This window comes from Pseudomonas sp. PS01301 (assembly GCF_029960215.1).
Classification (GTDB): domain Bacteria; phylum Pseudomonadota; class Gammaproteobacteria; order Pseudomonadales; family Pseudomonadaceae; genus Aquipseudomonas; species Aquipseudomonas coleopterorum.
Genome location: NZ_JASCPM010000002.1, coordinates 32,413 through 58,625, shown reverse-complemented (window position 1 = coordinate 58,625; position 26,213 = coordinate 32,413). Strand labels below are relative to the sequence as shown.

Here is a 26,213-nt window from a genome sequence, read left to right as displayed (position 1 = left end):
AATGCCGATCAGCGGCGGGAACACTTATGGAATAATGGCTGTCTGACATCACCTCATCCTCCACCTGGCCCTGCGAGGCCATCATGACCGATCTACACCGCCGAAATCCGTGCCGCCTGCCCACGCTTCTGCTGCTCAGTCTGCTCACCGTGGTGGGTCTTTCCATGCTCTGGGAATTCCACCTCGAAGCCTCTGTCATGCATTGGCTGAACCTGCCCTACGACGGTGATTTCGAAGACGCCGAACGCTGGCGCTTCGTCTTGACGGCCTCGGGCTTTTCGATGCTGTCCCTGATCCTCCCCACCGTTGTGCTCAAACGCCTGGTGGTCAATACGCAATCGAGCTATCGGCGCCTGCAGATCATCCAGGCGCAGACCGAAACCTTGGCCAAATACGATGCCCTGAGTGGTCTGATCAATCGGCGCGTGTTCATGGACATCCTGCATAAGCAGCTCGCTGAGCAGCGGCCGGTGGCCATCTTGTTGATCGACCTGGACCATTTCAAGGCAATCAACGATCAACACGGTCACTCGGCGGGAGACAGCGTGTTGGTGGAGATCGCTCACCGACTGCAGGGCATTGCCGCAATCCACGCGGGCACCGCCGCACGCTTGGGCGGGGACGAGTTCTGCCTGATGTTCCAGGGCCACCGGGAAGAAAGCGAACTCAGCGAAATCGCCGAGCTGACGGTGCGCTGGCTAAGCGAGCCGGTACTCGAGGCCACCCTGTCCGGGCGACTGGGCGCGACCATCGGCATTTCCCGTTCATGGATGGACGCCAACGAAGCGTCGTCCCTGCTGCATTGCGCGGACACCGCCATGTATCGTGGAAAACACGCCGGGCGATCGACCTTCAATTTCTACGACAACCAATACGAACGGCAAATGCGCGCTCAAGCCGATCTGGATCTGGCCCTCAGGAACGCCGTGGACCGAGAGGAAATCGTGCCGTTCTTTCAACCCATCGTCACCCTGCCCTCGCAGCAGGTGGTGGGGTTCGAAATCCTCGCGCGGTGGCTCAAGCCCGATGGCAGCACTGGCATGCCCGGGGATTTCATACCGATCCTGGAGCGCCTGGGGCTGATCCCGGCGATGACGCGCTCGCTGGTCAGGCAGGCCTGTCGGGCGGCCGGTCGCTGGGATGACCATCTGCATTTGTCGCTGAACGTGAGTGCCACGATGATCACCGACGAACTGTTTCCGGATCATCTCTTCGATCAACTCAGACAAGAAAACTTCCCGTTCCAGCGATTCGAGGTCGAAATCACCGAAGAGGCACTGGTCGGCAATCTGGAAGCCGCACAGCGCAACCTCAGCAAACTTCACGGGCAGGGTATCAGCGTTGCCCTGGATGACTTCGGCATCGGTTACTCGGGCCTGTACCATCTGACGCGGCTGTCGATCGACAAGATCAAGATAGACCGTTCCTTTTTCGAAGCCGGAAACGTCGACCATCTGCCCATGGTCGAGGCCATCCTGGGGATGGCACGCAGCCTGAACATGAAAGTGACGGCCGAGGGCATCGAGGATTTCCACCAACCCTACCTGCCCAAATGGCTGGCGGAAAACGGCTGCCACTATGCCCAGGGCTACCTCTATGGGTATCCGCAGGCAGGCAGCACGATAGCGACTGCCGTTCATGGGCCTTCGATCGCCTGCATCGTGGCTCAGAACTGAACGCGGCGACCCGTTACCGGATAGCTCGGGTCGGTGTACCCCGGCGTCGAGCTATGGCCTGCCACGACCAGGCCATCGACGAAAGCCTCGTCTTCCTCGGTAAACCGATACTGCAACGCCGGCACATAGTCCCGCCATTGCGCCTCGGTACGCGGGCCGGCAATCGTCGAGCTGATCAATCGGTTGTTCAGTACCCACGCCAAGGCGAACTGCCCGGACGTGATGCCCCGCGCCTGGGCGTGATCCTTGATTCGCTGGGCCAGGTCGAGCGACTCGGGACGCCATTCGGTCTGGTGCAGCCGCGGATCGCTGCGCCCTGCCCGCGTGTCGCTGCCGGGCTCGGCTCCGGGCTCGTACTTGGCGGTCAGCACGCCGCGCGCCAATGGGCTGTAGGAAACCACACCGATGCCGTAATGCTCGGCCGCCGGCAGATGCTCGCTCTCGATCTGCCGATTGGCCAGGTTGTACAACGGCTGGCTGACGGTGGGCCGCTCGACGTTCAGCAGGTCTGCCACACGGCAGAATTCGGCAAGCTTCCAGCTGCTGTGGTTCGACAACCCGTAACCCCGAATCTTGCCGGCGCGTATCAGATCGGCCAAGGCACGCACCGTTTCCTCGACCGGGGTGAACGGGTCTTCGCGGTGCACGTAATACAGATCCAGATAGTCGGTCTGCAACCGGCGCAGGCTACCTTCCACCGACTCGACCACACTGTGCCGCGATGCCCCGCGTCCATTCGGCCCCTGGACGCCCGGGTTGGGATTGACGAACTTGCTTGACAGCACCCAGCGCGAACGCTGGCCGGCGATCAGCTTGCCTACCGTGATTTCCGAGGCACCATCGTTGTAGTTGTTCGCCGTGTCGATGGCGTTGATGCCCTGCTCCAGCGCATCGTCGACGATGCGCCTGGCAGTGGCGTCGTCGGTCTGGCCGCCGAACATCATGGTGCCCAGGGTGATTTCGGAAACCTGAAGACCATGACGGCCCAGGCGTCGGTATCTGATGTCACTCACAGGTACATTTCTCCATTGACGGAAACAGCCATCGCGATGGCTCGGTTCCTCGATGCTGGCCTATCCCACGCGATCCATCAAGCTCGGAGCCTATCGCCAACATCGACAAATACTATTGAAGTTCAGCCAGGCATGGCCGATAGACTGGTCATACCCCTAACAGAACGACGTGCTCATCGATTGGCCAGGACGCCAAAACAACGATAGAGCCTATGGAGCAGCTCATGGCCGCCACCCACCTCAAGGAAATGCAAGCCGACGTGCAAGATGCCGCACTCCAGTTGGAGCTGCTGTATCAGATGCTCAGCGGGCACGCCCTCTTCCTGCGCAGCCGAAACATCGACCATCTGATCGATGACGTGTTGCTGATCGAAAACCAGGCAGGTGCCCTGGCACTGTCGATCCAGGACTTGAAAGGTGCAGCATTGAGAATGGGCAAAGCCGCGTAGCTCTGGCGCCTATCATTTGCAGCTATCATTTATTCCATTCAGTTCTTTTTAGAGAGCCTTTGGTGATTATCCAGACATAAGCGTCAGTGCTACTGTCGGTCCCATAACGATCAGCAGTTGCGTGACTTCTTATGCCTAACTATCTGGATGCCCATCACCGACACTCCATCCTGCAATTGCAGGCCACCTGGACCGCGCGCAGCGAGTGGCCTACGTGGCTGTTGCTGTTGAGCATCACCGGCGGCTGGTGGGTTGTTGTCACGCTGAGCCCCTCCATCGGGCGTGTGCTGACCCTGCTGCTGTTGATCCCCCTCATCACGCTGTGGATGTCGCTGCAGCATGAACTGCTGCACGGACATCCCACGCGTTGGCGCGCCGTGAACAAGTTGCTGGGCTACGCGCCGCTGGCCATCTGGTACCCCTACACGCTGTATCGCGACAGCCATCTGGCCCATCACCGCGATGAAACCATCACCGTGCCGCAGCACGATCCCGAAAGCCGCTACCTCGATGCCCAGGCCTGGTCGGGCAGCGCCGGGCTGGGGCGAGCGCTGCACTGGCTGAACAAGACCCTGCTCGGTCGTCTGAGCGTGGGCCCGGCGCTGGCGCTGGCCGGGCTGGCCAGAGAGCAGTGCGATCGACTGGTGCGCGGTGACAGGCAGGCCTGGCTGATGTGGACGACCCACCTGGCGTGCGTGGCGGTACTGTTCTGGTTCATCACCCGTCACGGCGTGCCGGTGATCGACTACCTGCTGGCCAGCGTGCTTGCACTGGCGTTGTCCATGGTCCGCTCCTATTACGAACATCGTCCCGCCGATGCCCCCGAGCAGCGTTCGGTGCTCAACGAAGCGGGCTGGCCGTGGCGCTGGCTGTTCCTCAATCTCAATCTGCACCTGGTCCATCATGACCTGCCGGGGTTGCCCTGGTACTACCTGCCCAGGGTCTACCGCGAGCGGCGGGCCGACTGGCTGCAACGCAGTGGGCATTTTCTGGTCAATGGCTACAGCGAACTGTTCCGCAACTATGCCGTGCGCCCCGTGGACAGCCCCCTGCACCCGCGCAGCGCCAGCGCCTGAACATGAGTCGTGAAGTGATCGCCGAACTGTCGATGTACCCCGCACCCACCGCGGTCGGGAGCGCCTACCAGCGCTGGCTGGAAGAAACCCTGCAGTTGCTGGGCATTCAACGACGTGACAACTGGCAGGGTTCCCTGCACGAGCTCTGGCTGCATCCGCAACTGGTGCTCGCGCAAACCTGCGGTTTCCCGCTGGTCACAGAGCTCAGGAAACAAGTGCGCGTGGTGGGCCGACCCTGTTTCACGTTGTCCGATGCATCAGCTGGACAGCACTGTAGCCTGTTGATCGTCCGTTATGATGACCCCAGGCAGACCCTCCCCGAGTTCTTCGACTGCCGCGGTGCCTACAACAGCATCGACTCCAACAGCGGCATGAACCTGTTGCGCCACGCGCTCATTCCCCATGTGCGCGACGGTCGATTCTTCAAGCACCTCGAAGCGACCGGCAGCCACCGCCAAAGCATCGCTCACGTGGCTCTGGATCATGCCGACCTGGCCGCCGTCGACAGCGTGACGTTCGCCTACCTGGCTCGGCATGCACCGAGCGAGGTGGCGGGCGTGCGCGTGCTGGCCCGTACCGCCGATGCGCCGACCCTGCCGTTCATCACCGGCTTTCAGGGCCCGGAGCCGGAATCGATCCGAGCCGCGATGAACGCCGCCCTGGCCAATCTGCCCGAGGTGGCTGAGGTGCTGGGCATCGTGACGGTCGAGGAAACCGCCTTGGAGGACTACAACGTATTGCTGGGGTATCGGGAGGCAGCTCGGCTGGCGATCACCCAGCAGGAATTGTGGTGAGCATCCTCGCCGTGGCGCTGACTTCTTGCCTGCATCGCTATTCTGGACGGTAATGCGCTGGGCCCACCGTTGTCACAGCCTCATCACCCACAGGAGGATGAGCCAGTGAAAATGATTCAAGCAGGCGTGCTCAACGTCGCCTACCGGGACCTTGGCCCAGCCGATGGGCCCACGGTCGTGCTGCTGCATGGCTTCCCCTACGACATCCGCGCCTACGACGCGGTGGCCGAACGGATCACCGCCGCCGGTTGCCGATGCATCGTCCCCTACCTGCGCGGATACGGCGGCACGCGGTTCATCGCCGCCAGCACGCCCCGCTCGGGTGAGCAGGCGGCCCTGGGGGCGGACCTGCTGGCATTGTTGGATGCGTTGCAGATCCCCCAGGCCGTGCTTGCCGGCTACGATTGGGGTGGCCGCGCCGCATGTGTGGTGTCCGCCCTGTGGCCCGAGCGCGTCGCGGGACTGGTCAGTTGCGAGCCGGGCTACAACATCCAGAACATTGCCCAGGCGACCCGCCCCGCCGCCCCGGAAGCCGAACATCGCTTGTGGTATCAGTACTACCTGCACGGCGCCCGTGGCTACGCCGGCCTTGAAGCCAATCGGGATGCCTTCTGCAAGCTGCTGTGGCACCTATGGTCGCCGACCTGGGGATTCACCGATGAGGTGTTTTCAGCCTCGGCGCAGTCGTTCCACACCCCTGACTTCGTCGACGTGGTCACGCACTCCTATCGCCATCGCTTCGGACTGGTCGTTGGCGATCCGCAGTACGCGGCCATCGAACAGAGACTGGCGAAGCAATCGGGCATCGCCGTGCCGACGGTCATCCTGGCCGGTGCCAGCGACGGTGTCACTCCTGTTCAGGATGAGCAGCAGGCGCTACGACGATTCAGCGGCCCTGTTCGTCGGACGATTCTCGAAGGCGTGGGCCACAACGTCCCGCAGGAGGCACCGGATGAATTTGCTCGGGCCGTGTTGAGTCTGGTGGGGCCGTGAGGCCCTGACCATCGTGTCGCCCATCGATTGGCGTCGAGTGCCTATTCACTCAAGAGCGTGCGCAGCAGCTCGATCATAGGCTCGACCGCCGGGCTGCTTCGGTTGGGTGCCTGCACCAGATGCAATTGCCGAGACGGCACGGAATCATCCAGATCGCGAACGACAATGTCTGCCCTGCAGGTTGTAGTGGACAGTTTCGGTGCCAGCGCCACCCCCAATCCTGCAGCGACCATTGCCTGGGTTTCCTGATAGTCGTTGGCCAACAGGGCGATGCGCGGCGTGAACTTGCACTGGGCAGCGGCGCGGTGCAGCAGCTCGGTGATTTCATGACCATCGGATCGGCATACCCAGGCCTCCTTGGCGAGTTCGGCCAGGTTCAGAGGTCCTGCCTCCTGCGCCATGGCATGCCCGGCTGGCAAAAGCACCACTGTAGGGTCTGTGCGCAACTGCAGGGTCGACCCGGGTTCGTTCAGCCACGGGTAGGTCCAGGTAATGGCCAGATCGAGCTCACCCACGCCGATGAGTTGACGCAGCGCCACTAAGCGCGTGCTGCGCACATCCAGAATGATAGTCGGATGCCGCGCCCTGAAGTCCATGACAATGCGCGGCAACAATGAAGATCCAAGCGTCGGAAATACCCCCAGTGACAGGTGGCCCGCGCGGCCTTCGGCGACACTGCGCAGTTCCGTCTCGAGCTGCGCCATCTGTGCCTCGATCAGGTTGACCCGGCGCATGACCCGCTCCCCGGCATCGGTAAGCGCCATGCCATGGGGTCGACGCTCGAACAATGGCAGCCCGATCACGCTTTCCACGCGCTGTACCGTTTGAGACACCGCCGAGGGGGTCAGGTGCAAGCTGCGCGCGGCAGCGGTCATCGAGCCGACTCTGCCGACTTGTGCCACTACTCTGAGTTTTTCGATATCGAGCTTCATGGAACAAGCCTGTTGGCTGTTAAGCCAGCCTTCAATCAATGTTTAGTATTTGTCGTTAGGCTTAATGATCTGCCGTTGATATCTTTTTATCAAGCGCTGCAATCCGCGGCAGCAGTACTCCCCAGACACAATAAAAACAAAAGGCACCGCTCATGAACCTACGACCCAATCTGGCCCCGAAAACAGATCACTGCCAGGCCCATCCGCCCGCCCCTTTTACTGTTCTTGTCCCATTCGATCTCTGCTGAGGAGCACCGACATGTTGGCTCTCCTCGGTTTTGCCACCTTGGGTGTGTTCATGCTGTGCGTCATCCGCAAATGGATGACGGCCTTCGTCGCGATCATTGTCGTACCCGCATTTTTCCTGCTGTTCACCGGCCAGGGCGCAGAGCTTGGCGAAATGATCGCCGCCGGCATCAAGACGGTAGCACCCACTGCCGTGTTGCTGTTGTTCGCCGTGCTGTATTTCGGCTTGATGATGGATGCGCGTTTGTTCGACCCGCTATCGCGACTGATCATCCGCGTGTCCAAAGGCGATCCAGTCAATATCTGCGTGGGCACCGCCGTCCTCGCCTGCCTGGTCGCCCTGGATGGCGACGGAACCACCAGCTACATGATCATCTGTTCGGCTTTCCTGCCACTGTACAAGAGGCTTCACATCAACCCCTTGATCATCGCGACCATCGCCACCATGGCGCTGGGTACTGTGTCCGGAACGACCCCCTGGGGCGGTGCTGCAACACGGGCTGTCAGCATCCTGCACCTGGACGCCAGCGAGTACTTCGCGGCCATGCTCGGCCCGATGATCCTGTCCTGCGCCTTTGTCTGCCTCATTGCCTACGTGCTGGGGCGCAAAGCGCGCAAAACAATCGATCCGCAGCACATTGCGCAGGTTTCCGCGCAGATCATTGCCGAGAGCTGCCAGGTCGAGCACGCCGCCAACTGGCGAACGGCATTGAACGCTGCTCTCACCGTCCTGCTGCTGGTGTGCCTGGTCTGGGGTATAGCCAACCTCATGGTGTTGTTCATCGCCGGTTTCGTCATCGCACTGTTCGTCAATGTGCCGCGTGCTGCCAACCAAGGCGCTGTCATTCAGCGGCATGCAGCAAGTGCCGTGCCTGTGGTGATGCTGGTGTTAGGGGCAGGGGTCTTCACGGGGATCTTGACTCAAACCGGCATGACCACGGCGATGGCCGAAGCCTTCGTGGGCGGTCTGCCCAGCCACCTCGGCTCGTTGATCCCTCTGGCCACCGCGTTGATCGGCATCCCCCTCAGCTTCTTCATGGCCAACGACGCGTACTTCTTTGGCATCGTGCCGGTACTGGCGGAAATGGCCGCGCGCTACGACATCCCCGCCATGGAGATCGCGCGCGCCGCCGTCATCGGCCAGATGGCTCATTCGATAGGTCCGGCATCGGCACCCTTGTGGGCCTTGCTCGGCATCATCAAGGCAGACCTGGGCGACTTCCAGAAATTTGCCTGGAAATGGGTGCTGCTGGCATCGCTGGCCTACATGACTTTTGCCGTTCTGACCGGGGCGATTTCCGTCTCCAGGTAGATCCCGCTCTACGTAGCGAATTTTGACTCCATCCCGGCAATGCGGCCTTGACCGAGGTACCGACACGCCTGGTCGATACCTCCCTTCACGATTGGACTCACCATGAAACTGACCTCTGCCATCGCAGCACGTACCTGCAGCCTGACCTTCGAGCACTTATCCCCACAGGCCTTGTGGAACGCCAAGCTTGCGATCCTCGACACCGTGGGCTGTGCCCTGGCAGGCGCACGTGAACCCGTGGTACACACGCTGCTACGGACCTGGGGACTGAACACCCTGGGCGACGTACCGGTACTGGGCAGACACGAACGACTGGACCCGCTGTGCGCGGCCCTGGTCAACGGCGCTGCGGCCCATGCGCTGGATTTCGACGACGTGAACATCGCCATGGGCGGACACCCTACCGCGCCGATGCTGCCAGCCTTGCTCGCCTTGGCCGCTGAAGGAGGATACACCGGCCGCCAGCTGCTGCTGGCTTACGTGGCCGGCTTCGAAACGCAGACACGCCTGGCACGGAGCGTCAACTTTCATCACTACGACAAGGGCTGGCATCCCACTGCCACCTTGGGCGTGTTCGGCGCAGCTGCGGCCAGTGCTCGATTGCTTGGCCTCGATGAACAGCAGACCTCGATGGCCTTGGCGCTGTGCGTGTCGTTGGCCTCAGGCGTCAAGGCCAACTTCGGCACCATGGCCAAGCCCTACCACGTCGGCCACGCCGCCCGGAACGGCCTGATGGCGGCGCTTCTGACCCGCAACGGTTTCACCGCAAGCCTGGATGCCTTCGAACATCGCCAAGGCTTCTTCGAAGTGTTCAACGGACCCGGCAACTACACGCCAGCCCTGGCACTGCAGAATTGGGCTGCGCCCCTGGACATCGTGGAGCCAGGTATCGGCATCAAGCTCTACCCTTGCTGCGACAGCACACACACCAGCCTCGATGCCCTGTTCACGCTGCGCCGCGATCATCCTTTCGAGGTTCGCGACGTTGCAGCCATCGAGGTCTACCTGCATCCACTGCGCTTGACCCATGTCGACCGCCCGCTGCTGCGGACCAGCCTGGATGCCAAATTCAGCGTGCAATATTGCCTGGCCCGCGCCCTGATCGACGGCCGTATCGTGCTCGACAGCTTCAGCGAACATACCTTCAAGGACGCCGAAGCGCTGACCCTCATGCAACGCATACATGTCCTGCCTCACCCCACTCCCTCTCTAGCCAGACCGGGCAACTACCTGACCGAGTTGCACATTCGATTGCACGACGGGACGCGGTTGACCGTGCGATCGCACAGTCCTGCTGGCAGAACCGCCGACCAGCCAGCCCCCCTGGAGAGCATCATGAACAAGTTCAACCACAACGCCGCCAAGGCTTTGGATTCGCAAGCGATTGCGAATTTGAGCGATACCCTCATGGGCCTGGAGCAACTGCAGCGTGCGGAGGTAATTGGCGATCTTTGCGTGGCGCGTTGAAGCGTCGGGGGAAGGCTAGGTGTGACGCTTGTCTGTCGTCAGCGCATCGGCGCAATCAAGCAATGCCATAGAAAACCTTGCCCAGCATCAGCAGGCTCACGCAGACGCAGAGCACAGAAAACATTTGCTGCAAAAGCCGTGCAGGCAGGTTCGGCGCCGCAAGGCGACCGCCAATCATTCCAACCAGAGCTGCCGCAGTGAACAAAGCGCCTGACGAGGAGAACGTCATACCCTGGCTGAACAGATGGCCCAAGGTGCCCAGCGAGACCAGCGTGACGACCATCAACGAGGTGGCGACCACACCGTGCATGCGCACATCGCTGAACTTTCGAAAGGCGGGGACGATGAGAAACCCTCCCCCCACGCCCAGCAGGCCGGTCAGAAATCCCGACGCTGCGCCGATCGAGGCCAGGGTGGCCAGGCAGCGGGCATTCCAGTCGAGTCGGCCCGTGGCGGGATCGAGCATGCAGTTGCGCTGCAGCGTGCCTTGCGCTTCGTTGTCAGCCCTGGCCTGCAGGTACATTCGACAAGCCACCACCAGCATGACTGCGGCGAACAAGATCATCAGCGCTGTGCCAGGGACTCGCGCGGCGACGTAAAGTCCCAGCGGCGCAACCAACCAGCCTACGGCGGCCATGGTGGCTGCCGCCTTGTAGCGCACCAGGCCTTGGCGCAGCCCCTGCATCGCGCCGATCAGCGCCGCGCTGCCCACCGCGAGCAAGGCGACGGGGGTGGCCTGGGTCACCGACCAACCCAGCCCCAGGGTCAGCGCCGGAATCGCCAGGATGCCACCACCTGCGCCGGTGAGCCCCAGCACCAGGCCCACGCAGGCCCCCAGCAGGAAAGTCAGCATCCGCTCACTTCGAGGCGCAGTCGGTGAACCACTCGCGCCCCTTGAGCATGCCGTTCCAGTAGAACCATGGCAGCAATCGCGCCTTGAGGAACCACGCCGACCGGCGCGGTATGGTCGGGTCCATGGGAAACGTCGGCAGCAGTTTCCCGCCATAGCCGAACTCGGCCAATATGACCTTGCCCTTCTCGACAGTGAGAGGACACGAACCGTAGCCGTCGTAACGACGAGGCAGTTCAAGGCCTTTGCGCAATGCCATAAGGTTTTCTGCAACCACCACGACCTGCTTGCGGGCTGCCGCAGCGGTCTTGGCGTTGCTGGTGCCGCAGACATCGCCTGCGGCGAAGATTTCCGGATAGCGCGGATGCTGCAAGGTCGCCGGGTCGACCTCGAACCAGCCTGCCTTGTCCGCCAGCTCACTGCGGCGAATCACATCCGGCGCTTGCTGGGGTGGCACGACATGCAGGACATCGAAACGCTTCTGCACACGGGTCACATTGCCGTCCGCGTCCGTGACATCGAACCAGGCGGTTTTGCCGGGACCGTCGACCTTGACCAGATTGGACTGAAACGCCAGTGCTGCGCCGTACGCTTCGACGTACTTCATCAGCGGGGCGACGAATGTGGCAACCCCGAACAACGCAGGCCCCGCCAAGTTGAATTCCACGGAAATCGACTTCAGCACGCCCTCCTTGCGCCAGTGATCGCAGGACAGATACATCGCCTTCTGCGGTGCGCCTGCGCATTTGATCGGCATCGCCGGCTGGCTGAACAAGACATTCCCGCTGCGCAGAGCGCGCACCAGTTCCCAGGTGTAGGGCGCCAGGTCGTGTCGGTAGTTCGAGGTCACCCCATGCTTGCCAAGGGTGTCTTCGAGACCCTCGATTTTCTCCCAGGCCAGCTGCAGGCCGGGGCAGACGATGAGCTGCTGGTAACCCAGCTCGGTACCATCGCTGAGCAACACACGCTGACGGCCGGGCGCGAAGGCCGATACCGACGCCTTGATCCAGTGTGCCCCCTGGGGAATGACGCTGGCCATTGGACGCAAGGTGTCATCGATGTTGTATGCGCCCCCGCCCACGAGCGTCCAGGCGGGCTGGTAGTAATGCTCGCTGGCGGGCTCGACGATCGCAACGCGTAGCGACGCATCCCGCTTGAGCAGACTGGCCGCGGCAGCGATGCCGGCAGAACCACCGCCCATGATCACGACCTCGTACTGCCGGGTTTCAGGGCTGCCCTTGGTTGCCAGCTCGTAGAGCCTGGCGGATCGATTGCCGGTACGGCAGTAGGCAAGAATGGGCTTGGGCAGCCGCTCCAGCAGTGCCTTCAGCGCTTGACCCTGCGCCTCGGTGGCACCAGAACTGGCCACAGGCAGATAGTGAAATTCCAACCCTGAGGCGACGGCCGCGCGCTCCATGGCCAGATGATCGGGTTGCTCCGCCCCACCCTCTTGATCCGGACGATTGCAGATCACGCTGGCGAAGCCTTGCGCCCGCACCTGCGGCAGATCACCCGGCTCGAGCTGGCCCGCCACCGAGAACCCTGCATCTATACGCTTTACCACTTGCTCCATTGCAAACTCCAGGCATGTACGCTGTATGAGGGTGCAGAGGCTTACTTCTTGAGCGCCTGGCCGCAGTACAGGCCCGACAGCGTCTGCATCAACGAGACCACTTCGAAGCTGGCCAACGAGTAGTAGATGTACTTACCCATCCTGCGCGTGTTGACCATGCCCTCGTCACGCAGCACGCCCAACTGCTGCGACAACGTCGGCTGCCTGATCCCGGACAATGCCTCCAGCTCTCCCACGTTGCGCTCGCCCTGCGTCAGTTGGCACAGCAACAAAAGACGGTCCTCGTTGGCCAATGCCTTGAGCAAGGCACACGCCTTGGAGGCTGAATCGCGCAGCAGACCGATTTCCTCGGCAGACAATTGAGCAGACATGGCAAGCCCCAACAGTGGAAGATCGACAGTCTACGATTGGATAGTATATCTTTCAATATAGTGTAATGACGTGCATTGAAGGAGGCTGCCAATGGCTGCGCAGATCGAAGGTTTCTACGACACCGCCACGGCAACCGTGAGCTATGTCGTTTTCGAGGCTCCGGGAGGACCTTGCGCGATTGTGGACCCGGTGCTGGATTACGATGCCAAGGCCGGACGCATCCACACCGACAACGCAGACCGTATCATCGCGTTCGTGAACGAGCACCGGCTGCAGGTGCAGTGGCTGCTGGAAACCCACGCGCATGCGGATCACCTCTCCGCCAGCGCCTACCTCAGGGATGCACTCGGCGGCCAGATCGGTATCGGTGCGCAGATCACTGCGGTGCAGAAAGTGTTTCGCGACATCTACAACCTCGAACCCAGCTTCCTGCCCGATGGTTCGCAGTTCGACAGGCTGTTCGAGGCGGACGAGGCGTTTCACATCGGCGCGATCCCGGTGAAAGTTCTGCATGTACCTGGACACACGCCGGCAGACATCGCCTATCAGGTCGACGACTCACATGTCTTCGTCGGCGATACGCTGTTCATGCCCGACGTGGGCACCGCCCGATGCGACTTTCCGGGCGGGGATGCCGAACAAATGTACGGATCGATCAAACGCCTGCTGAGCCTGCCTCCACCAACCCGACTGTACATGTGCCACGACTACCCTCCCGCTGGCAGAGAGGCGTGCTGGACAACCACCGTGGCCGAGCAGCGGGAGAAGAACATCCACATCAGCGACGCGTCGGATCTGGCGTCGTTCGTGCGCATGCGCACAGCGCGTGATGCCAGCCTGTCGGTTCCAGCGCTGTTGTTGCCGGCGATACAGGTGAACATCCGGGCCGGGAATCTTCCGCCTGCGGATGAAAGCGGCTTGTGCAGCTTGAAGATTCCGGTGAACAGGTTTTGAAAATGGAACGAAGAGGAAATGCCAAGCTTTCATGAGATCCCGCGCCCTGTCGCTGCACCTGTAAAAGCGTGCCGGAAAGGACGGACAAAAGATCGCCGGCCACGCCAGCGAAGGGATGACGCGCAACTATCAGAGAAACCATGCGGACGCGGTCTGTTCGGAGGTCCAAGCAGACTCGGACATCAGCGGTATTGGGAGATAGTTTTGCGCATGTTTTACGCGGGCACAAAAAAGCCACTTTCAGGAAGTGGCTGAATTGTCTGATTTTACTCAGGAATAAATGGTCGGGACGGAGTGATTCGAACACTCGACCCCTTGCACCCCATGCAAGTGCGCTACCGGGCTGCGCTACGCCCCGACCGAGCGTAAAGCTGTTCCAGAACCTCTGAGAACGTCGAGAAATATACCTTAAGCATTTGAATTATGGAAGTATTTTTTTCCAAAAATTCACTTCTTCAGGACACTCAGGACATCTTCGAGCTCGGAGATCGTCTGGCGAATCAATTGCTTGTACTGCGTGGTGTCATCCTTGGCTTCGTCACCGGACAGACGCAGACGCGCACCTCCGATGGTGAAACCCTGGTCATACAGCAGCGCGCGGATCTGGCGGATCATCAGCACGTCCTGGCGCTGGTAATACCGACGGTTTCCGCGACGCTTCACGGGGTTGAGCTGAGGAAATTCCTGCTCCCAGTACCGCAGCACATGAGGCTTTACGGCACACAAGTCGCTGACTTCACCGATGGTGAAGTAGCGCTTGCCGGGAATGGGCGGAAGTTCGTCGTTATGACTTGGTTCCAGCATAGGCCTCAACTCGGGCTTTCAGTTTCTGCCCTGGACGAAAGGTGACCACGCGGCGAGCCGTGATCGGGATTTCTTCACCGGTTTTCGGATTGCGGCCAGGCCGCTGGCGTTTGTCCCGAAGGTCGAAATTGCCGAAACCCGACAATTTGACCTGCTCGTTGTCTTCAAGAGCGTGCCTGATTTCTTCGAAGAACAGCTCGACCAATTCCTTGGCCTCTCGCTTGTTCAGGCCCAACTCTTCATAAAGACGTTCCGCCATTTCAGCTTTCGTCAAAGCCCCCATGCGCTACTTCCTTAACGTGGCGTTCAACCTTTGTTCGAGCGAGGTGAGGATGGCTTGTGTCGTGGTATTCACCTCATCGTCATTAAGAGTGCGCGATGGATGCTGCCAGGTCAAGCCAACAGCGAGGCTTTTTCTATGAGGATCAATGCCTTTACCCTGGTAGACGTCAAACAGCCTGAGGTCGGTGAGCCATTCTCCGGCGTTCTCGCGAATGACCTCCAGCACCGCACTGGCAGCCACATCACGATCGGCCAGCAATGCCAGGTCACGACGCACTTCGGGGAAACGCGACAGCTCCTGGAATTTCGGCAGGCGACCTTCGGAAACTTCGGCAAGCACCAGCTCGAACACGAAGACGGCGCGGTCCAGACCCAACGACTTCACCAGCTCCGGATGCAAGGCACCCAGGTAGCCTACTTCCTGACCATCGCGCTCGATACGGGCGGTCTGGCCTGGATGCAGCGCCGGGTGCTGACCCGGAACGAAGGTGAAGGCGTCCAGCGCACCGGCGAAGCCCAGCACGGCTTCCACATCAGCCTTGACGTCGAAGAAGTCCACGGTTTCGCGGCCCTGAGCCCAGCCTTCCGGCAGGCGACTGCCGCAGACGACGCCAGCCAGCATGGGCTCCTGCTTCAACCCGTCCAGTTGACCGACGAAGCGCAGGCCGCTTTCGAAGAGGCGCACGCGGTCCTGCTGGCGATTGAGGTTGTGCTGCAGCGCCTTGACCAGACCTGGCCACAAGGACGAGCGCATCGCTGCCATGTCGGTCGAGATCGGGTTGGCCAGCAACAGCGGCTCGATGCCAGGGCTGAACAGCTCGAACAGCTTGGGATCGATGAAACTGTAGGTGATCGCTTCCTGATAGCCACGGGCGACCAGCAGGCGACGCAAAGCAGGCAGGTCGGAGCGAGCTTCCGGGCTGGCCTGCGGCGCCAGACGCGCCTGTGGGTAGCGTACCGGCAGACGGTTGTAGCCGTAGAGCCGAGCCAGCTCCTCGATCAGATCGACTTCCAGGCTGATGTCGAAGCGATGACTCGGCACTTCCACCGACCACTGCCCTTCCCCACTGGCCTTGACGCCCAGACCCAAACCGGTCAGCAGCGCTTCGATCTCGCTGCTGCCCAGCTCCAGCCCCAGCATCTGGCTGACCCGCTCGGCACGCAAGGTGATCGGGGCGATCTGTGGCAGGTGTTCCGGGCTGACGCTTTCAATGATCGGGCCCGGTTCGCCGCCGGCGATGTCCAGCAGCAACGCGGTCGCGCGCTCCATGGCTTCACGGGCGAGGTTCGAATCGACACCGCGTTCGAAGCGATGGGAAGCGTCGGTGTGCAGCCCATACGAACGTGCCTTGCCTGCCACCGAGATCGGTTCGAAGAACGCGGCCTCGAGAAACACATCGCGGGTCTTGGCAGTCACGCCACTGTTCTCGCCGCCCATGACGCCAGCGATGCCCAACAGACGAGCGTGGTCGGCGATGACCAGGGTATCGCTGCGCAGAGCGACTTCCTGACCGTCGAGCAGGGTGATTTTCTCGCCCTCCTCGGCCATGCGTACCCGGATGCCACCGTCGATTTCGGCCAGGTCGTAAGCATGCATCGGCTGGCCCAGCTCGATCATCACGTAGTTGGTGATGTCCACCGCGGCATCGATGCTGCGCACTTCGCTGCGACGCAGGCGCTCGACCATCCATAGCGGAGTGGCCCTGGACAGATCCACATTGCGCACTACACGGCCGAGAAAACGCGGGCAAGCTGCCGGCGCAAGCACTTCCACCGGGCGCACGTCGTCGTTGACCGGAGCAACGGCGGCGATGACCGGGCGAGTGACCGGCGCGGCATACAGCGCACCCACTTCACGGGCCAGACCTGCCAGGGACAGGCAGTCACCACGGTTGGGGGTCAGGTCGACCTCGATGCTGGCATCGTCCAGCCCCAGGTACACCCGAAAATCCTCGCCGGTCGGCGCATCGGCTGGCAGCTCCATCAGGCCGTCATTACCTTCGCCAACCTGCAGCTCGGACTGCGAGCACAGCATGCCGTTGGACTCGACGCCGCGCAGCTTGGCTTTCTTGATCTTGAAGTCACCGGGCAGTTGCGCACCGATCTTGGCGAATGGAATCTTCAGGCCGGGGCGCACGTTCGGCGCACCACAGACCACCTGAGATGTTTCATTGCCATCGCTGACCTGGCACACGCGCAGCTTGTCGGCGTCCGGGTGCTGCTCGGTGGCCAGCACCTCGCCCACCACCACACCGCTGAACTCGCCTGCGGCCAGGGTTACGCTGTCCACTTCCAGACCTGCCATCGACAGACGCGCAACCAGCTCGTCTCGCGAAGCCTGCGGGCTTACCCAGCCACGCAGCCATTGTTCACTGAATTTCATCCTGCTCTCCTGAAAGATTCGTTACGGCTAGCGAAATTGCGCGAGGAACCGCAAGTCGTTGTCGAAGAACAGGCGCAAATCATTGACGCCGTAACGCAGCATGGCGAGACGCTCCGCGCCCATGCCGAAAGCAAAACCCTGGAACTCTTCGGGGTCGATACCCGACATGCGCAGCACGTTGGGGTGCACCATGCCGCAGCCCAGCACTTCCAGCCAACCGGTCTGCTTGCAGACCCGGCAGCCCTTGCCACTGCACATCACGCATTGAATATCGACTTCAGCCGAAGGTTCGGTGAAGGGGAAGAACGAGGGACGGAAACGAACCGCCAGCTCTTTTTCGAAGAACACCCGCAGGAATTCCTCGATGGTGCCTTTCAAATCCGCGAAGTTGATGTCGCGGTCGATCAGCAACCCCTCGACCTGATGGAACATCGGCGAGTGGGTGATATCCGAGTCGCAACGATAGACCCGGCCCGGGCAGACGACCCGAATCGGCGGCTGTTGGGACTCCATGGTCCGCGCCTGCACCGGAGAGGTGTGGGTACGCAGCAACATGTTGGCATTGAAATAGAAGGTGTCATGCATCGCACGGGCCGGGTGATGGCCTGGGATGTTGAGCGCTTCGAAGTTGTGATAGTCGTCTTCCACCTCCGGACCTTCGGCGATGCCGTAGCCGATATGGGTGAAAAACTGCTCGATCCGCTCCAGCGTCCGGGTGACCGGATGCAGGCCGCCAGTTGTCTGGCCACGTCCAGGCAGGGTCACGTCGATCTGCTCGGCAGCGAGCTTGGCGCTCAGCTCGGCTTCTTCGAAAGCCGTCTTGCGCGCATTGAGGACATCTGTGACACGCTCCTTGGCTTCGTTGATCAGCGCACCCACTTTAGGACGCTCATCGGCAGGCAGGTTGCCCAGGGTCTTCATCACCTGAGTCAGTTCGCCTTTCTTGCCAAGGAATTGAACCCGGATCTGCTCCAGGGCATTGATGTCTTCAGCGTGTTGCACGGCCTCCAAAGCTTGAGAGACCAGCGCATCCAGGTTTTCCATGTACAGACTCCAGATACGAAATAGGGGAAGAGCTTGAAGGCTCTTCCCCTATTCATGACGTTTAACACCCCAACCCGCCGACGGCGGGCCAAGGTGATTGTCGGGGTACTTAGGCCAGCGAGGCTTTAGCTTTCTCGACAATCGCAGCAAACGCCGCTTTTTCGTTCACTGCCAGATCAGCCAGAACCTTGCGGTCGATCTCGATGGACGCTTTTTTCAGGCCGGCGATGAAACGGCTGTAGGACAGACCGTTAACACGAGCACCAGCGTTGATACGAGCGATCCACAGGGCGCGGAACTGACGTTTTTTCTGACGACGGTCGCGGTAGGCGTACTGGCCTGCCTTGATGACCGCTTGCTTGGCTACACGGAATACGCGCGAACGAGCGCCGTAGTAGCCTTTAGCCAGTTTCAGAATTTTCTTGTGACGCTTACGGGCAATGACGCCACGCTTAACACGAGCCATGAGTTAGTCCTCTATCTTTGACCGAAATTAACGAAGGCGCAGCATGCGCTCGACTTTTGCCACGTCAGACGGGTGCAGCAAGCTGCTACCGCGCAATTGACGCTTACGCTTGGTCGACATTTTGGTCAGGATGTGGCTCTTGAAAGCGTGCTTGTGCTTGATGCCGTTAGCGGTTTTCAAAAACCGCTTCGCTGCACCACTCTTGGTTTTCATCTTTGGCATGTTCGGGTACTCCACATTCAATTGATAAACATAACCGCAAGGCCTGCCGTGCCCTGGTGGTTACTTCTTTTTCTTGGGGGCGATGACCATGATCAGCTGGCGTCCTTCCATCTTCGGATGCTGTTCAACGGAGCCGTATTCGAGCAGGTCACCTTCGACCCGCTTCAACAGCTCCATGCCCAGCTCCTGATGCGCCATCTCACGGCCGCGGAATCGCAATGATACCTTGGCCCTGTCCCCATCACTCAGGAAACGTACCAGGTTGCGGAGTTTTACCTGGTAATCCCCTTCTTCCGTCCCTGGACGAAACTTGATTTCTTTTACCTGAACCTGTTTCTGGTTCTTCTTCGCCGCGGCAACCTGCTTCTTCTTCTCGAAGATCGATTTGCCGTAGTCCATCACCCGGCATACGGGCGGGATGGCATCGGCGGAGATTTCCACCAGGTCCAGCTTCGCTTCTTCAGCGATACGAAGCGCTTCATCGATAGAGACGATGCCAATCTGCTCGCCGTCAGCGCCAATTAACCGAACCTCGCGTGCCGAGATATTCTCGTTGATCGGGGCTTTCGGTGCAGCTCGTTTATCTTGTCTCATTTCACGCTTAATAATAATTACTCCGAATCTGGGCGACCACGCCGGGATACCGCTTGTGCTAGGTACTCGGTGAATTGGGCGATGGGCATGGAGCCCAGGTCAGCACCTTCACGGGTACGCACAGCGACAGTTTGCGTTTCAACTTCCTTGTCCCCGATGACCAGGAGATAAGGAACCTTGAGCAAAGTATGCTCACGGATTTTAAAGCCGATCTTTTCATTTCTCAAGTCGGACTTGGCACGAAACCCGCTTTCCGTCAGATTTTTTTCGACGAGCTGCACGAAATCCGCTTGTTTATCAGTGATATTCATCACCACGGCCTGCACGGGAGCCAGCCAGGCCGGGAATGCGCCTTCGTAGTGCTCGATCAGGATACCGACGAATCGCTCGAACGAACCCAGGATCGCGCGGTGCAGCATCACGGGATGCTTGCGTCCGTTGTCTTCGGTGACGTATTCGGCACTCAGACGGATCGGCAGGTTGAAATCGAGCTGCAGTGTACCGCATTGCCAGACGCGACCCAGACAATCCTTCAGCGAAAACTCGATCTTGGGACCGTAGAAGGCGCCCTCGCCCGGCTGCAGGTCATAAGGCAGGCCAGCGGCATCGAGCGCTGCGGCCAAGGCCGACTCGGCGCGATCCCACAGCTCGTCGGAGCCGACTCGCTTCTCGGGACGCGTGGACAGCTTGAGCTGGATGTCCTTGAAGCCGAAATCGGCATAGACGTCCATGGTCAGCTTGATGAAAGCCGCCGATTCGGATTGCATCTGCTCTTCGGTACAGAAGATGTGCGCGTCGTCCTGAACGAAGCCGCGCACGCGCATGATGCCGTGCAGCGCGCCGGAAGGCTCATTGCGGTGGCAGGCGCCGAACTCGGCCAGGCGCAGCGGCAGCTCGCGGTAGCTTTTCAGACCCTGGTTGAACACCTGCACGTGACAGGGGCAGTTCATCGGCTTGATGGCGTAGTCGCGATTTTCCGACTCGGTGGTGAACATGTTCTCGGCGTAGTTGGCCCAGTGCCCGGATTTCTCCCAGAGGCTGCGATCGACCACCTGCGGCGTCTTGATTTCCAGGTAGCCGTTCTCGCGCTGGATCTTGCGCATGTACTGTTCGAGCACCTGGTAGACGGTCCAGCCGTTGGGGTGCCAGAAGACCATGCCCGGCGCTTCTTCCTGAAGATGGAACAGGCCCAGGCGCTTGCCGATCTTGCGGTGATCGCGCTTCTCGGCTTCCTCGATACGCTTGACGTAGGCGGCCAGCTGCTTCTTGTCCGCCCAGGCAGTGCCGTACACGCGCTGCAACTGCTCGTTCTTGGCATCGCCGCGCCAGTAGGCACCGGACAGCTTGGTCAGCTTGAAGGATTTGAGAAAACGGGTGTTCGGCACGTGCGGACCGCGGCACATGTCGACGTATTCTTCGTGATAGTACAGGCCCATGGCCTGTTCATCCGGCATGTCTTCGACCAGACGCAGCTTGTAGTCTTCGCCGCGAGCGGTGAACACGTCGATGACTTCGGCACGCGGCGTGACTTTCTTGATCACGTCGTACTCGGTGTCGATCAACTGCTGCATGCGTTGCTCGATCGCTGCCATGTCGTCCGGGGTGAAAGGCCGCTCGTAGGCGATGTCGTAATAAAAGCCTTCTTCGATGACCGGGCCGATCACCATCCGCGCGGTGGGATACAGCTGCTTGACGGCATGACCGACCAGATGGGCGCAGGAGTGACGGATGATTTCCAGCCCCTCTTCGTCCTTGGGCGTGATGATCTGCAAGGTGGCGTCGGCGGTGATCAGGTCACAGGCGTCGACCAGTTGGCCGTTGACCTTGCCGGCCACGGTGGCCTTGGCCAGGCCGGCGCCGATGGATGCGGCGACCTCGGCAACGGAAACCGGGTGATCGAACGAACGCTGACTGCCGTCGGGAAGAGTGATGGTGGGCATGGCGCCTCCTCTCCTAGTGGTGACCCCTACCAAAGGTCACATGGGTTGGGATGAGCCAGTACGCGATTCGCCCGGTATGCCCGCCTTACGTTGGCAGGAGCCTTGCGGCCGACCGGAATACGAACCAGAGTGACTGGAGCAATCGAAAAAGGTGAATCCCGCGCTTTGCGCTACCGAACAAGGCAGTGCCGAACGCAAGGCCGGACATCCTAGCACACAAGGTGCGTCGATTTGGTGCGTCATGCGTGCGATGTGGCAACTCACCGGGTCGCTGAACTTGCGGCCCGTTCCACCCCTCAGATGTGGTGAGTCCAAACCGCCTGAAAACAAGGAGCTATTCATTATGGGTCTCAAACGACTTCTTCCCCTGAGTGCCTGCCTGGCCCTTATGCTTCCATTCGCGGCCCAGGCTGCCGCGCTGTCCGCCGACGCCAAGGCCGAATACACCGCTCAATGTCAGGCTGCAGCCGTGCAGCAAGGCGTCGATGCTGCCAAAGCACAGGCACACTGCAGTTGTGGTGCAAAAGTGATCGAGGACAAATTCACCCAAGCCGAGATCGACCAGTTGACCAACAAGCAGGTCGAACCACCGATGGCGCTGCGCCAGAAGCTGATGAAGGAAGTGCTGGTTTGCAAAAACCAGTAACCTCGTTACCTCACCTGAAGAGCACTTCGGGGGTTCTTCAGGCCTGATAACAGCAGACGATCGATTTATTTGCGACGGAATGCGGTTTTTTTTAAAAGAATTTTCAGGTGCAAACCCTAACAAAATAAGGGGTTTAGCCGCTTCGGACAGGTCAAAAGGCGACAACCTTGGCTTCCTGCCCCAATCAAAGGGGGTTCACAGTCCAGCTTTTGGACTATGATAGGGACCGTGTGCCCAGTTGGCCTGAGCAGCACAGCACTACTGAATATTATGTTTCTTGGAGATTCACCATGTCTAATCGCCAGTCCGGCACCGTAAAATGGTTCAACGATGAGAAAGGCTTCGGCTTCATCACTCCTCAAGGTGGCGGTGACGACCTGTTCGTACACTTCAAAGCTATCGAATCCGACGGTTTCAAAAGCCTGAAAGAAGGCCAGACCGTTTCGTTCGTGGCTGAGAAAGGCCAAAAGGGCATGCAAGCTGCTCAAGTTCGCCCAGAGTAATCTCGGCAGCTGAAAAAACCCGTCCATGTGACGGGTTTTTTTTCGCCTGCGATTCGTGCCGCGTTCAGCCGCAGTTGACGCGAGTGATCTGACCGCTGTCGTCGGCGTTCAGATTGAGACGGTCGGAACGGTACTCTAGGGTGACCATGTCATGGGGACGCAGTATCCGGGCAACCTGGGCGCCTGCCTTGACCCTGGCCTCTTCGAGCAGGTCGGCAGAAGCTGGCTTGCCAACGGTGTAGCGTGCGCCATCGGCGTTGCAGCGTCCGTCGAACGCGGGTGCGGCAGCGGCAGACGACTGGGTCGACGTTTCTGAGGTAGAGCAGCCGCTGGCGGCCAGGGCGGCCATCAGGATCAACAGGGTCTTGCGCGGGAAAGGCATGCAGCCTCCTCTTTTTCCAGTAGGTTTTCGAATAGTCAAGGTTGTGCGACCGCCTGCAACTGGATTGGTTGCACACTGGGCCAGTCTGCCCCAGGGCACCGTAAACGAGTGCCTGCGAATTCGTCACGGGATGTGTGGTGACATCGCATTCAGTACAGATCGATGTAATCGGATCGGGGCACAGGCCAATGAGTCTGCAACGCGGTATGGATCTGCTGGATCCATTCGGCGTCCTCGGCGGCAGCCGGACCCACGTAGCCCGATCCGGCAGACCAGGTCTCAAGACGGAAACACAGTCCCTGCACGTCCATGCCACCGATCGCCTGGGTGGAAAGGAAAGCGATACCGTCGCGGGTGACGCGTAGCTGGTTATGGACGGCCGGATTTCCCGACGCAATGAGCGCGCGGACTGCCTCGGTAGTCAGCGAGTCAGGCTGCTTGAGATCGATGTGCACATGAGCCTCCATGCAGAAGATTGGCCCCAAGTTTGGCACGAGGCCGGCCATCTGCCCAAGAGCCGGTGTAAAGCGTGGACGAAAATGCTTTACTGAATCACGTGGAGCGAACGTCGTTCGCTTATGACCGTTGGCGAGAGCAACATGGCAAACGTATCGATCAAGGCGGACATCAAGGTCCAGTGGCCTCAGGGCCAGAGCTCTTTCAGTCCCGGCACGCCTGAAGAACTGGCGATCATCGGGGTCGACGTGCTGGTCAAGGCACTGGGCACCGAGGCTGCGCGCAGCTTCGTCCTGCAGGTGTTCGAGCGCTACGCCCACGAGCATGCGACAGCGTCGGTCAACAGCGTGGGCCATCCACTCAAGAACGTACCCACGCCGTAGCTCGCTGAAGCCCGTCATGGACTCGACAGATCAAGGCAGACGCTGCAGCCGTTGCGTCAGCAGATCGAAGAACCCCTGCGCGTTGCCGTCGTTTATCCAGAACACATTCGTGGGTTGCTTGAGGGTGCCGTACCAGTCGGCCACGGTCTGACCGAAGGTAGGGCCTTCGCGGCTGTCGATGGTCAGGTTGACTTGACGACCGCTGAACAGCTCCGGCGCCAACAGGTAGGCAATCACGCTGGCATCGTGCACCGGGCCGCCGGGCAATCCGTAGTGCTCCATATCGGCCTTGACATACGCCTGGAGGATATCCACCACCCGAGGACCCGCCTTGTTCGACAACGCAGCCAGTTGCTGCAGACGTGCCGGACTGGTGAGGATCTTGTGGGTGACGTCGAGCGGCACGTAGGTGAGCTTCACCCCGCTCGCCAGCACGACCTGAGCGGCGTGCGGGTCGGCGAACAGGTTGAATTCCGCTGCCGGCGTGATGTTGCCGCCATTGAAGTGGGCGCCGCCCATGACGATCACTTCCTTGATGCCCTGGGTAATGCCAGGGGCCTGGATCAACGCCAGCGCCAGGTTGGTCTGTGGCCCCAGCATGGCCAGGGTGATGCTGTGGGGTTCGGCATGGCTGAGGGTGTCGATCAGGTATTGCACCGCACTGCCTTCGGCAAGGCCCTTGGCCGGCTCTTGGACGACGATACCCGGCACGCCCTCCTCGCCGTGCACATTGGCGGCATAGATGGGCTCGCGGACCAGCGGCTTGGGCGCGCCGGCATACACCGGTACGTCCTCGCGGCCTGCCCATTCACGAGCCAGGCGGGCGTTGCGCGAGGTCTTGTCCAGGCGCACGTTACCGGCCACGGTAGTGAGCGCGCGAACGTTGATCTGCTCAGGTGAGGACAGAGCCAGCAGCAAGGCGACGAAGTCATCGGCACCCGGATCGGTATCGATGATCAGATCGATCTTGTCGGCCGCCATGGCGGTGGCGCTGGTCAGCAAGGCCATCAGCGAAAATCCTCGGATCAGGTTCAGGAAAAAACGTTGCATATCACACTCCTTGTGCTCATTGATGAATCTAGAAAGTAACGCCTGCCATCAGGGCAATGTTGCTGTAGGGCTGGCATTCCCCGGTCCGCACGATAGCGCGGGCGCTTTTCGACAACTCCTTGAACCGCGCATGGCTGACCATCTGGCGCACGCCCAGTGCGCCTTGATCGTGCAACTGCTGGATCCGGGTCGACGCCGGGGGCAGTACCTGGAGCATCTCTTCGGCGATCACGTGGCTTTCCACCTGCATTTCGCTGAGCAGCACCTCCAGTGTGCTGACGAAGCTGGGGATGCCCGGTGTGAGGGCCAGGTCGATCAAGGGCACGCCAGGTGGCACCGGCAGGCCCGCATCGCCGATCACGACGATGTCGCCATGGCCCAGAGAGGCGACCAACTGTGACAGGGAAATGTTCAGCAATGCAGTCTTTTTCACGATAGCACCTGCTCGACCTGCGCCAGGGTTGGAATGGAAGGCTGCGCACCGGCGCGAGTGACCGACAGCGCCGCAGCGGCCTGACCGAAGGCAATGGCCTGGGACTCGTCCAGGCCGCGGGCCAGGGCCGCGGCAAAGCCACCGACGAAGGTGTCGCCCGCCGCCGTGGTATCCACGGCCTGCACCTTGCGGCCGGGAGAGTGCCGGGACTGCACGCCATCGGCAAACAAGACGCCGCGCTCGCCCAGGGTGACGATGATCTTGCCTGCACCGGCCTGGCGCAGAAGGCTGGCGGCCTGCTCCGCCTCGGCAACCGAGTTCACCGCAAGCCCGGTCAGGGCCTGCGCTTCGGTTTCGTTGGGGATCAGGTAGTCGATCCAGCCCAGCCACTGCGACGGCAAGGGTCCGGTCACCGGAGCGGGGTTGAGAATGACGGTTTTTCCCGCTTCGTGAGCGCGTTGCAGGGCGAAAGCGACCACCGGGTAGGGAATTTCCAGCTGGCATACCACTACGTCGGCGGTTTGCAGAAGGCCATCGAAGCGCTCGATGTCGGTGGATTCGAGTTGGCCATTGCCACCTGCCACGATGACGATCGCATTCTGGCTGTTGGCATCGACCACGATCATGGCAATCCCGGTCGCCACGTCCTCGGCCACCCGCACGCCCTGACAATCGATACCTTCATCGGCCAGCGCCTGTCGCAGCGCGTGGCCATAGGCGTCGGCGCCCACACAGCCGATCATTGCCACCTGGCCGCCCAGGCGCGCCGCCGCGACTGCCTGATTGGCGCCCTTGCCGCCCGGAACCGTCGCGAAGGACTGGCCCAGCAGCGTTTCTCCCGCGCGCGGCAAACGTTCGGCCTGTGCCACCAGATCCATGTTCAGACTGCCTATTACCAATACGTTCGCTTGCATCGTG

At 60.8% G+C, this 26,213-nt stretch carries 29 protein-coding genes, 1 tRNA gene and 1 pseudogene; 12 read left to right on the top strand and 19 right to left on the bottom strand.

Annotated elements, in window-relative coordinates:
• Window positions 1-83: 83 nt before the first annotated feature.
• The gene (locus tag QMX89_RS01285) at window positions 84-1,676 is read left to right on the top strand and encodes a bifunctional diguanylate cyclase/phosphodiesterase (RefSeq protein ID WP_282346107.1); all 1,593 of its coding nucleotides are present in this window, start codon (window positions 84-86) and stop codon (window positions 1,674-1,676) included.
• On the opposite strand, the gene QMX89_RS01280 is transcribed toward QMX89_RS01285, so the two are convergent.
• Entirely contained in the window at window positions 1,667-2,689 is a 1,023-nt protein-coding gene (locus QMX89_RS01280; protein ID WP_282346105.1) for an aldo/keto reductase, read from the bottom strand. The two genes, QMX89_RS01285 and QMX89_RS01280, sit on opposite strands and share 10 nt — an antisense overlap.
• A gap of 224 nt (window positions 2,690-2,913) precedes the next feature.
• On the opposite strand from QMX89_RS01280, the gene QMX89_RS01275 reads away from it, so the two are divergent.
• The 4 genes from QMX89_RS01275 (at window position 2,914) to QMX89_RS01260 (ending at window position 6,001) form a co-directional block, all read left to right on the top strand.
• Window positions 2,914-3,138, top strand: a complete 225-nt coding sequence (locus QMX89_RS01275) for a hypothetical protein (RefSeq protein WP_156463136.1) — start codon at window positions 2,914-2,916, stop codon at window positions 3,136-3,138.
• A 131-nt stretch (window positions 3,139-3,269) separates the two neighbouring features.
• Entirely contained in the window at window positions 3,270-4,214 is a 945-nt protein-coding gene (locus QMX89_RS01270) for a fatty acid desaturase (RefSeq protein ID WP_282346096.1), read from the top strand.
• A gap of 2 nt (window positions 4,215-4,216) precedes the next feature.
• Window positions 4,217-5,008 (top strand): PhnD/SsuA/transferrin family substrate-binding protein, encoded by a 792-nt coding sequence (locus QMX89_RS01265; RefSeq protein WP_282346095.1) that lies wholly within the window; start codon window positions 4,217-4,219, stop codon window positions 5,006-5,008.
• A gap of 111 nt (window positions 5,009-5,119) precedes the next feature.
• Window positions 5,120-6,001: an alpha/beta hydrolase gene (locus tag QMX89_RS01260; protein ID WP_282346323.1), complete on the top strand. Its 882-nt coding sequence runs from the start codon at window positions 5,120-5,122 to the stop codon at window positions 5,999-6,001.
• A gap of 41 nt (window positions 6,002-6,042) precedes the next feature.
• On the opposite strand, the gene QMX89_RS01255 is transcribed toward QMX89_RS01260, so the two are convergent.
• Window positions 6,043-6,933 (bottom strand): LysR family transcriptional regulator, encoded by an 891-nt coding sequence (locus QMX89_RS01255; protein ID WP_282346093.1) that lies wholly within the window; start codon window positions 6,931-6,933, stop codon window positions 6,043-6,045.
• Between the two features lie 259 nt (window positions 6,934-7,192).
• Here QMX89_RS01255 and QMX89_RS01250 point away from each other — a divergent pair, with 259 nt between their 5' ends.
• Window positions 7,193-8,491, top strand: coding sequence for a citrate:proton symporter (locus QMX89_RS01250; RefSeq protein WP_282346091.1), 1,299 nt, complete (start codon window positions 7,193-7,195; stop codon window positions 8,489-8,491).
• Window positions 8,492-8,593: 102 nt separating this feature from the next.
• Complete coding sequence (locus QMX89_RS01245; protein WP_282346089.1) at window positions 8,594-9,958, top strand: MmgE/PrpD family protein; 1,365 nt, start codon at window positions 8,594-8,596, stop codon at window positions 9,956-9,958.
• 55 nt (window positions 9,959-10,013) lie between these two features.
• Here the strand turns inward: QMX89_RS01245 and QMX89_RS01240 are convergent, their stop codons facing one another.
• From QMX89_RS01240 to QMX89_RS01230, 3 genes are read right to left on the bottom strand one after another with little or no spacing between them, the layout of a single operon-like run.
• Window positions 10,014-10,811: a sulfite exporter TauE/SafE family protein gene (locus QMX89_RS01240; protein WP_282346087.1), complete on the bottom strand. Its 798-nt coding sequence runs from the start codon at window positions 10,809-10,811 to the stop codon at window positions 10,014-10,016.
• 4 nt (window positions 10,812-10,815) lie between these two features.
• The gene (locus tag QMX89_RS01235) at window positions 10,816-12,381 is read right to left on the bottom strand and encodes a bifunctional protein tyrosine phosphatase family protein/NAD(P)/FAD-dependent oxidoreductase (protein ID WP_282346085.1); all 1,566 of its coding nucleotides are present in this window, start codon (window positions 12,379-12,381) and stop codon (window positions 10,816-10,818) included.
• Window positions 12,382-12,422: 41 nt separating this feature from the next.
• A complete protein-coding gene (locus QMX89_RS01230; RefSeq protein ID WP_049859180.1) occupies window positions 12,423-12,752 on the bottom strand; it encodes a metalloregulator ArsR/SmtB family transcription factor in 330 nt (109 codons plus the stop codon).
• A gap of 91 nt (window positions 12,753-12,843) precedes the next feature.
• Between QMX89_RS01230 and QMX89_RS01225 the strand changes: the two genes are divergently transcribed.
• Window positions 12,844-13,707: an MBL fold metallo-hydrolase gene (locus QMX89_RS01225; RefSeq protein WP_282346082.1), complete on the top strand. Its 864-nt coding sequence runs from the start codon at window positions 12,844-12,846 to the stop codon at window positions 13,705-13,707.
• 3 nt (window positions 13,708-13,710) lie between these two features.
• Window positions 13,711-13,909 (top strand): annotated as a pseudogene (locus QMX89_RS01220) (integrase); the annotation flags it as partial.
• 79 nt (window positions 13,910-13,988) lie between these two features.
• Here the strand turns inward: QMX89_RS01220 and QMX89_RS01215 are convergent.
• The 9 genes from QMX89_RS01215 to thrS all read right to left on the bottom strand — a co-directional run bounded on the left by QMX89_RS01215 (window position 13,989) and on the right by thrS (window position 21,442).
• Window positions 13,989-14,065 (bottom strand) — tRNA-Pro (locus QMX89_RS01215).
• A gap of 89 nt (window positions 14,066-14,154) precedes the next feature.
• The gene (locus QMX89_RS01210) at window positions 14,155-14,511 is read right to left on the bottom strand and encodes a MerR family transcriptional regulator (RefSeq protein WP_043188397.1); all 357 of its coding nucleotides are present in this window, start codon (window positions 14,509-14,511) and stop codon (window positions 14,155-14,157) included.
• Entirely contained in the window at window positions 14,492-14,794 is a 303-nt protein-coding gene (ihfA, locus tag QMX89_RS01205) for an integration host factor subunit alpha (protein WP_002553164.1), read from the bottom strand. Before ihfA ends, QMX89_RS01210 begins: the two co-directional genes overlap by 20 nt.
• Window positions 14,795-14,797: 3 nt before the next feature.
• Window positions 14,798-17,176 carry a phenylalanine--tRNA ligase subunit beta gene (gene pheT, locus QMX89_RS01200; RefSeq protein ID WP_282346079.1) on the bottom strand — a complete coding sequence of 793 codons (2,379 nt, stop codon included), beginning with the start codon at window positions 17,174-17,176 and terminating at the stop codon, window positions 14,798-14,800.
• 27 nt (window positions 17,177-17,203) lie between these two features.
• Window positions 17,204-18,220, bottom strand: a complete 1,017-nt coding sequence (pheS, locus tag QMX89_RS01195; protein ID WP_049859168.1) for a phenylalanine--tRNA ligase subunit alpha — start codon at window positions 18,218-18,220, stop codon at window positions 17,204-17,206.
• A gap of 109 nt (window positions 18,221-18,329) precedes the next feature.
• Window positions 18,330-18,686, bottom strand: a complete 357-nt coding sequence (gene rplT, locus QMX89_RS01190) for a 50S ribosomal protein L20 (protein WP_043188388.1) — start codon at window positions 18,684-18,686, stop codon at window positions 18,330-18,332.
• A gap of 27 nt (window positions 18,687-18,713) precedes the next feature.
• The gene (gene rpmI, locus QMX89_RS01185; RefSeq protein ID WP_002553160.1) at window positions 18,714-18,908 is read right to left on the bottom strand and encodes a 50S ribosomal protein L35; all 195 of its coding nucleotides are present in this window, start codon (window positions 18,906-18,908) and stop codon (window positions 18,714-18,716) included.
• A gap of 60 nt (window positions 18,909-18,968) precedes the next feature.
• Complete coding sequence (infC, locus tag QMX89_RS01180; RefSeq protein WP_177327948.1) at window positions 18,969-19,520, bottom strand: translation initiation factor IF-3; 552 nt, start codon at window positions 19,518-19,520, stop codon at window positions 18,969-18,971.
• Window positions 19,520-21,442 carry a threonine--tRNA ligase gene (gene thrS, locus QMX89_RS01175; RefSeq protein ID WP_049859166.1) on the bottom strand — a complete coding sequence of 641 codons (1,923 nt, stop codon included), beginning with the start codon at window positions 21,440-21,442 and terminating at the stop codon, window positions 19,520-19,522. The genes infC and thrS overlap by 1 nt, the downstream gene beginning before the upstream one ends.
• A 241-nt stretch (window positions 21,443-21,683) precedes the next feature.
• Between thrS and QMX89_RS01170 the strand changes: the two genes are divergently transcribed.
• Together QMX89_RS01170 and QMX89_RS01165 are read left to right on the top strand one after the other, a co-directional pair.
• Window positions 21,684-22,088: a hypothetical protein gene (locus tag QMX89_RS01170; RefSeq protein ID WP_282346071.1), complete on the top strand. Its 405-nt coding sequence runs from the start codon at window positions 21,684-21,686 to the stop codon at window positions 22,086-22,088.
• Between the two features lie 290 nt (window positions 22,089-22,378).
• Window positions 22,379-22,591: a cold-shock protein gene (locus tag QMX89_RS01165; protein WP_032631434.1), complete on the top strand. Its 213-nt coding sequence runs from the start codon at window positions 22,379-22,381 to the stop codon at window positions 22,589-22,591.
• Window positions 22,592-22,655: 64 nt separating this feature from the next.
• Here QMX89_RS01165 and QMX89_RS01160 read toward each other — a convergent pair whose 3' ends face one another.
• Both QMX89_RS01160 and QMX89_RS01155 read right to left on the bottom strand, forming a co-directional pair.
• On the bottom strand, window positions 22,656-22,973 hold the full coding sequence (locus QMX89_RS01160) for an I78 family peptidase inhibitor (protein ID WP_090357409.1): 318 nt from the start codon (window positions 22,971-22,973) through the stop codon (window positions 22,656-22,658).
• Window positions 22,974-23,122: 149 nt separating this feature from the next.
• Entirely contained in the window at window positions 23,123-23,428 is a 306-nt protein-coding gene (locus QMX89_RS01155) for a hypothetical protein (protein WP_282346067.1), read from the bottom strand.
• 144 nt (window positions 23,429-23,572) lie between these two features.
• Between QMX89_RS01155 and QMX89_RS01150 the strand changes: the two genes are divergently transcribed.
• On the top strand, window positions 23,573-23,812 hold the full coding sequence (locus QMX89_RS01150; protein WP_282346064.1) for a hypothetical protein: 240 nt from the start codon (window positions 23,573-23,575) through the stop codon (window positions 23,810-23,812).
• Between the two features lie 30 nt (window positions 23,813-23,842).
• Here the strand turns inward: QMX89_RS01150 and QMX89_RS01145 are convergent, their stop codons facing one another.
• The 3 genes from QMX89_RS01145 to rbsK are packed head-to-tail and all read right to left on the bottom strand — an operon-like array spanning window position 23,843 to window position 26,209.
• Window positions 23,843-24,862, bottom strand: coding sequence for a nucleoside hydrolase (locus QMX89_RS01145; protein WP_282346062.1), 1,020 nt, complete (start codon window positions 24,860-24,862; stop codon window positions 23,843-23,845).
• Between the two features lie 28 nt (window positions 24,863-24,890).
• Entirely contained in the window at window positions 24,891-25,295 is a 405-nt protein-coding gene (gene rbsD / locus QMX89_RS01140; RefSeq protein ID WP_122741869.1) for a D-ribose pyranase, read from the bottom strand.
• Window positions 25,292-26,209: a ribokinase gene (gene rbsK / locus QMX89_RS01135; protein ID WP_282346058.1), complete on the bottom strand. Its 918-nt coding sequence runs from the start codon at window positions 26,207-26,209 to the stop codon at window positions 25,292-25,294. Before rbsK ends, rbsD begins: the two co-directional genes overlap by 4 nt.
• Window positions 26,210-26,213 lie beyond the last annotated feature (4 nt).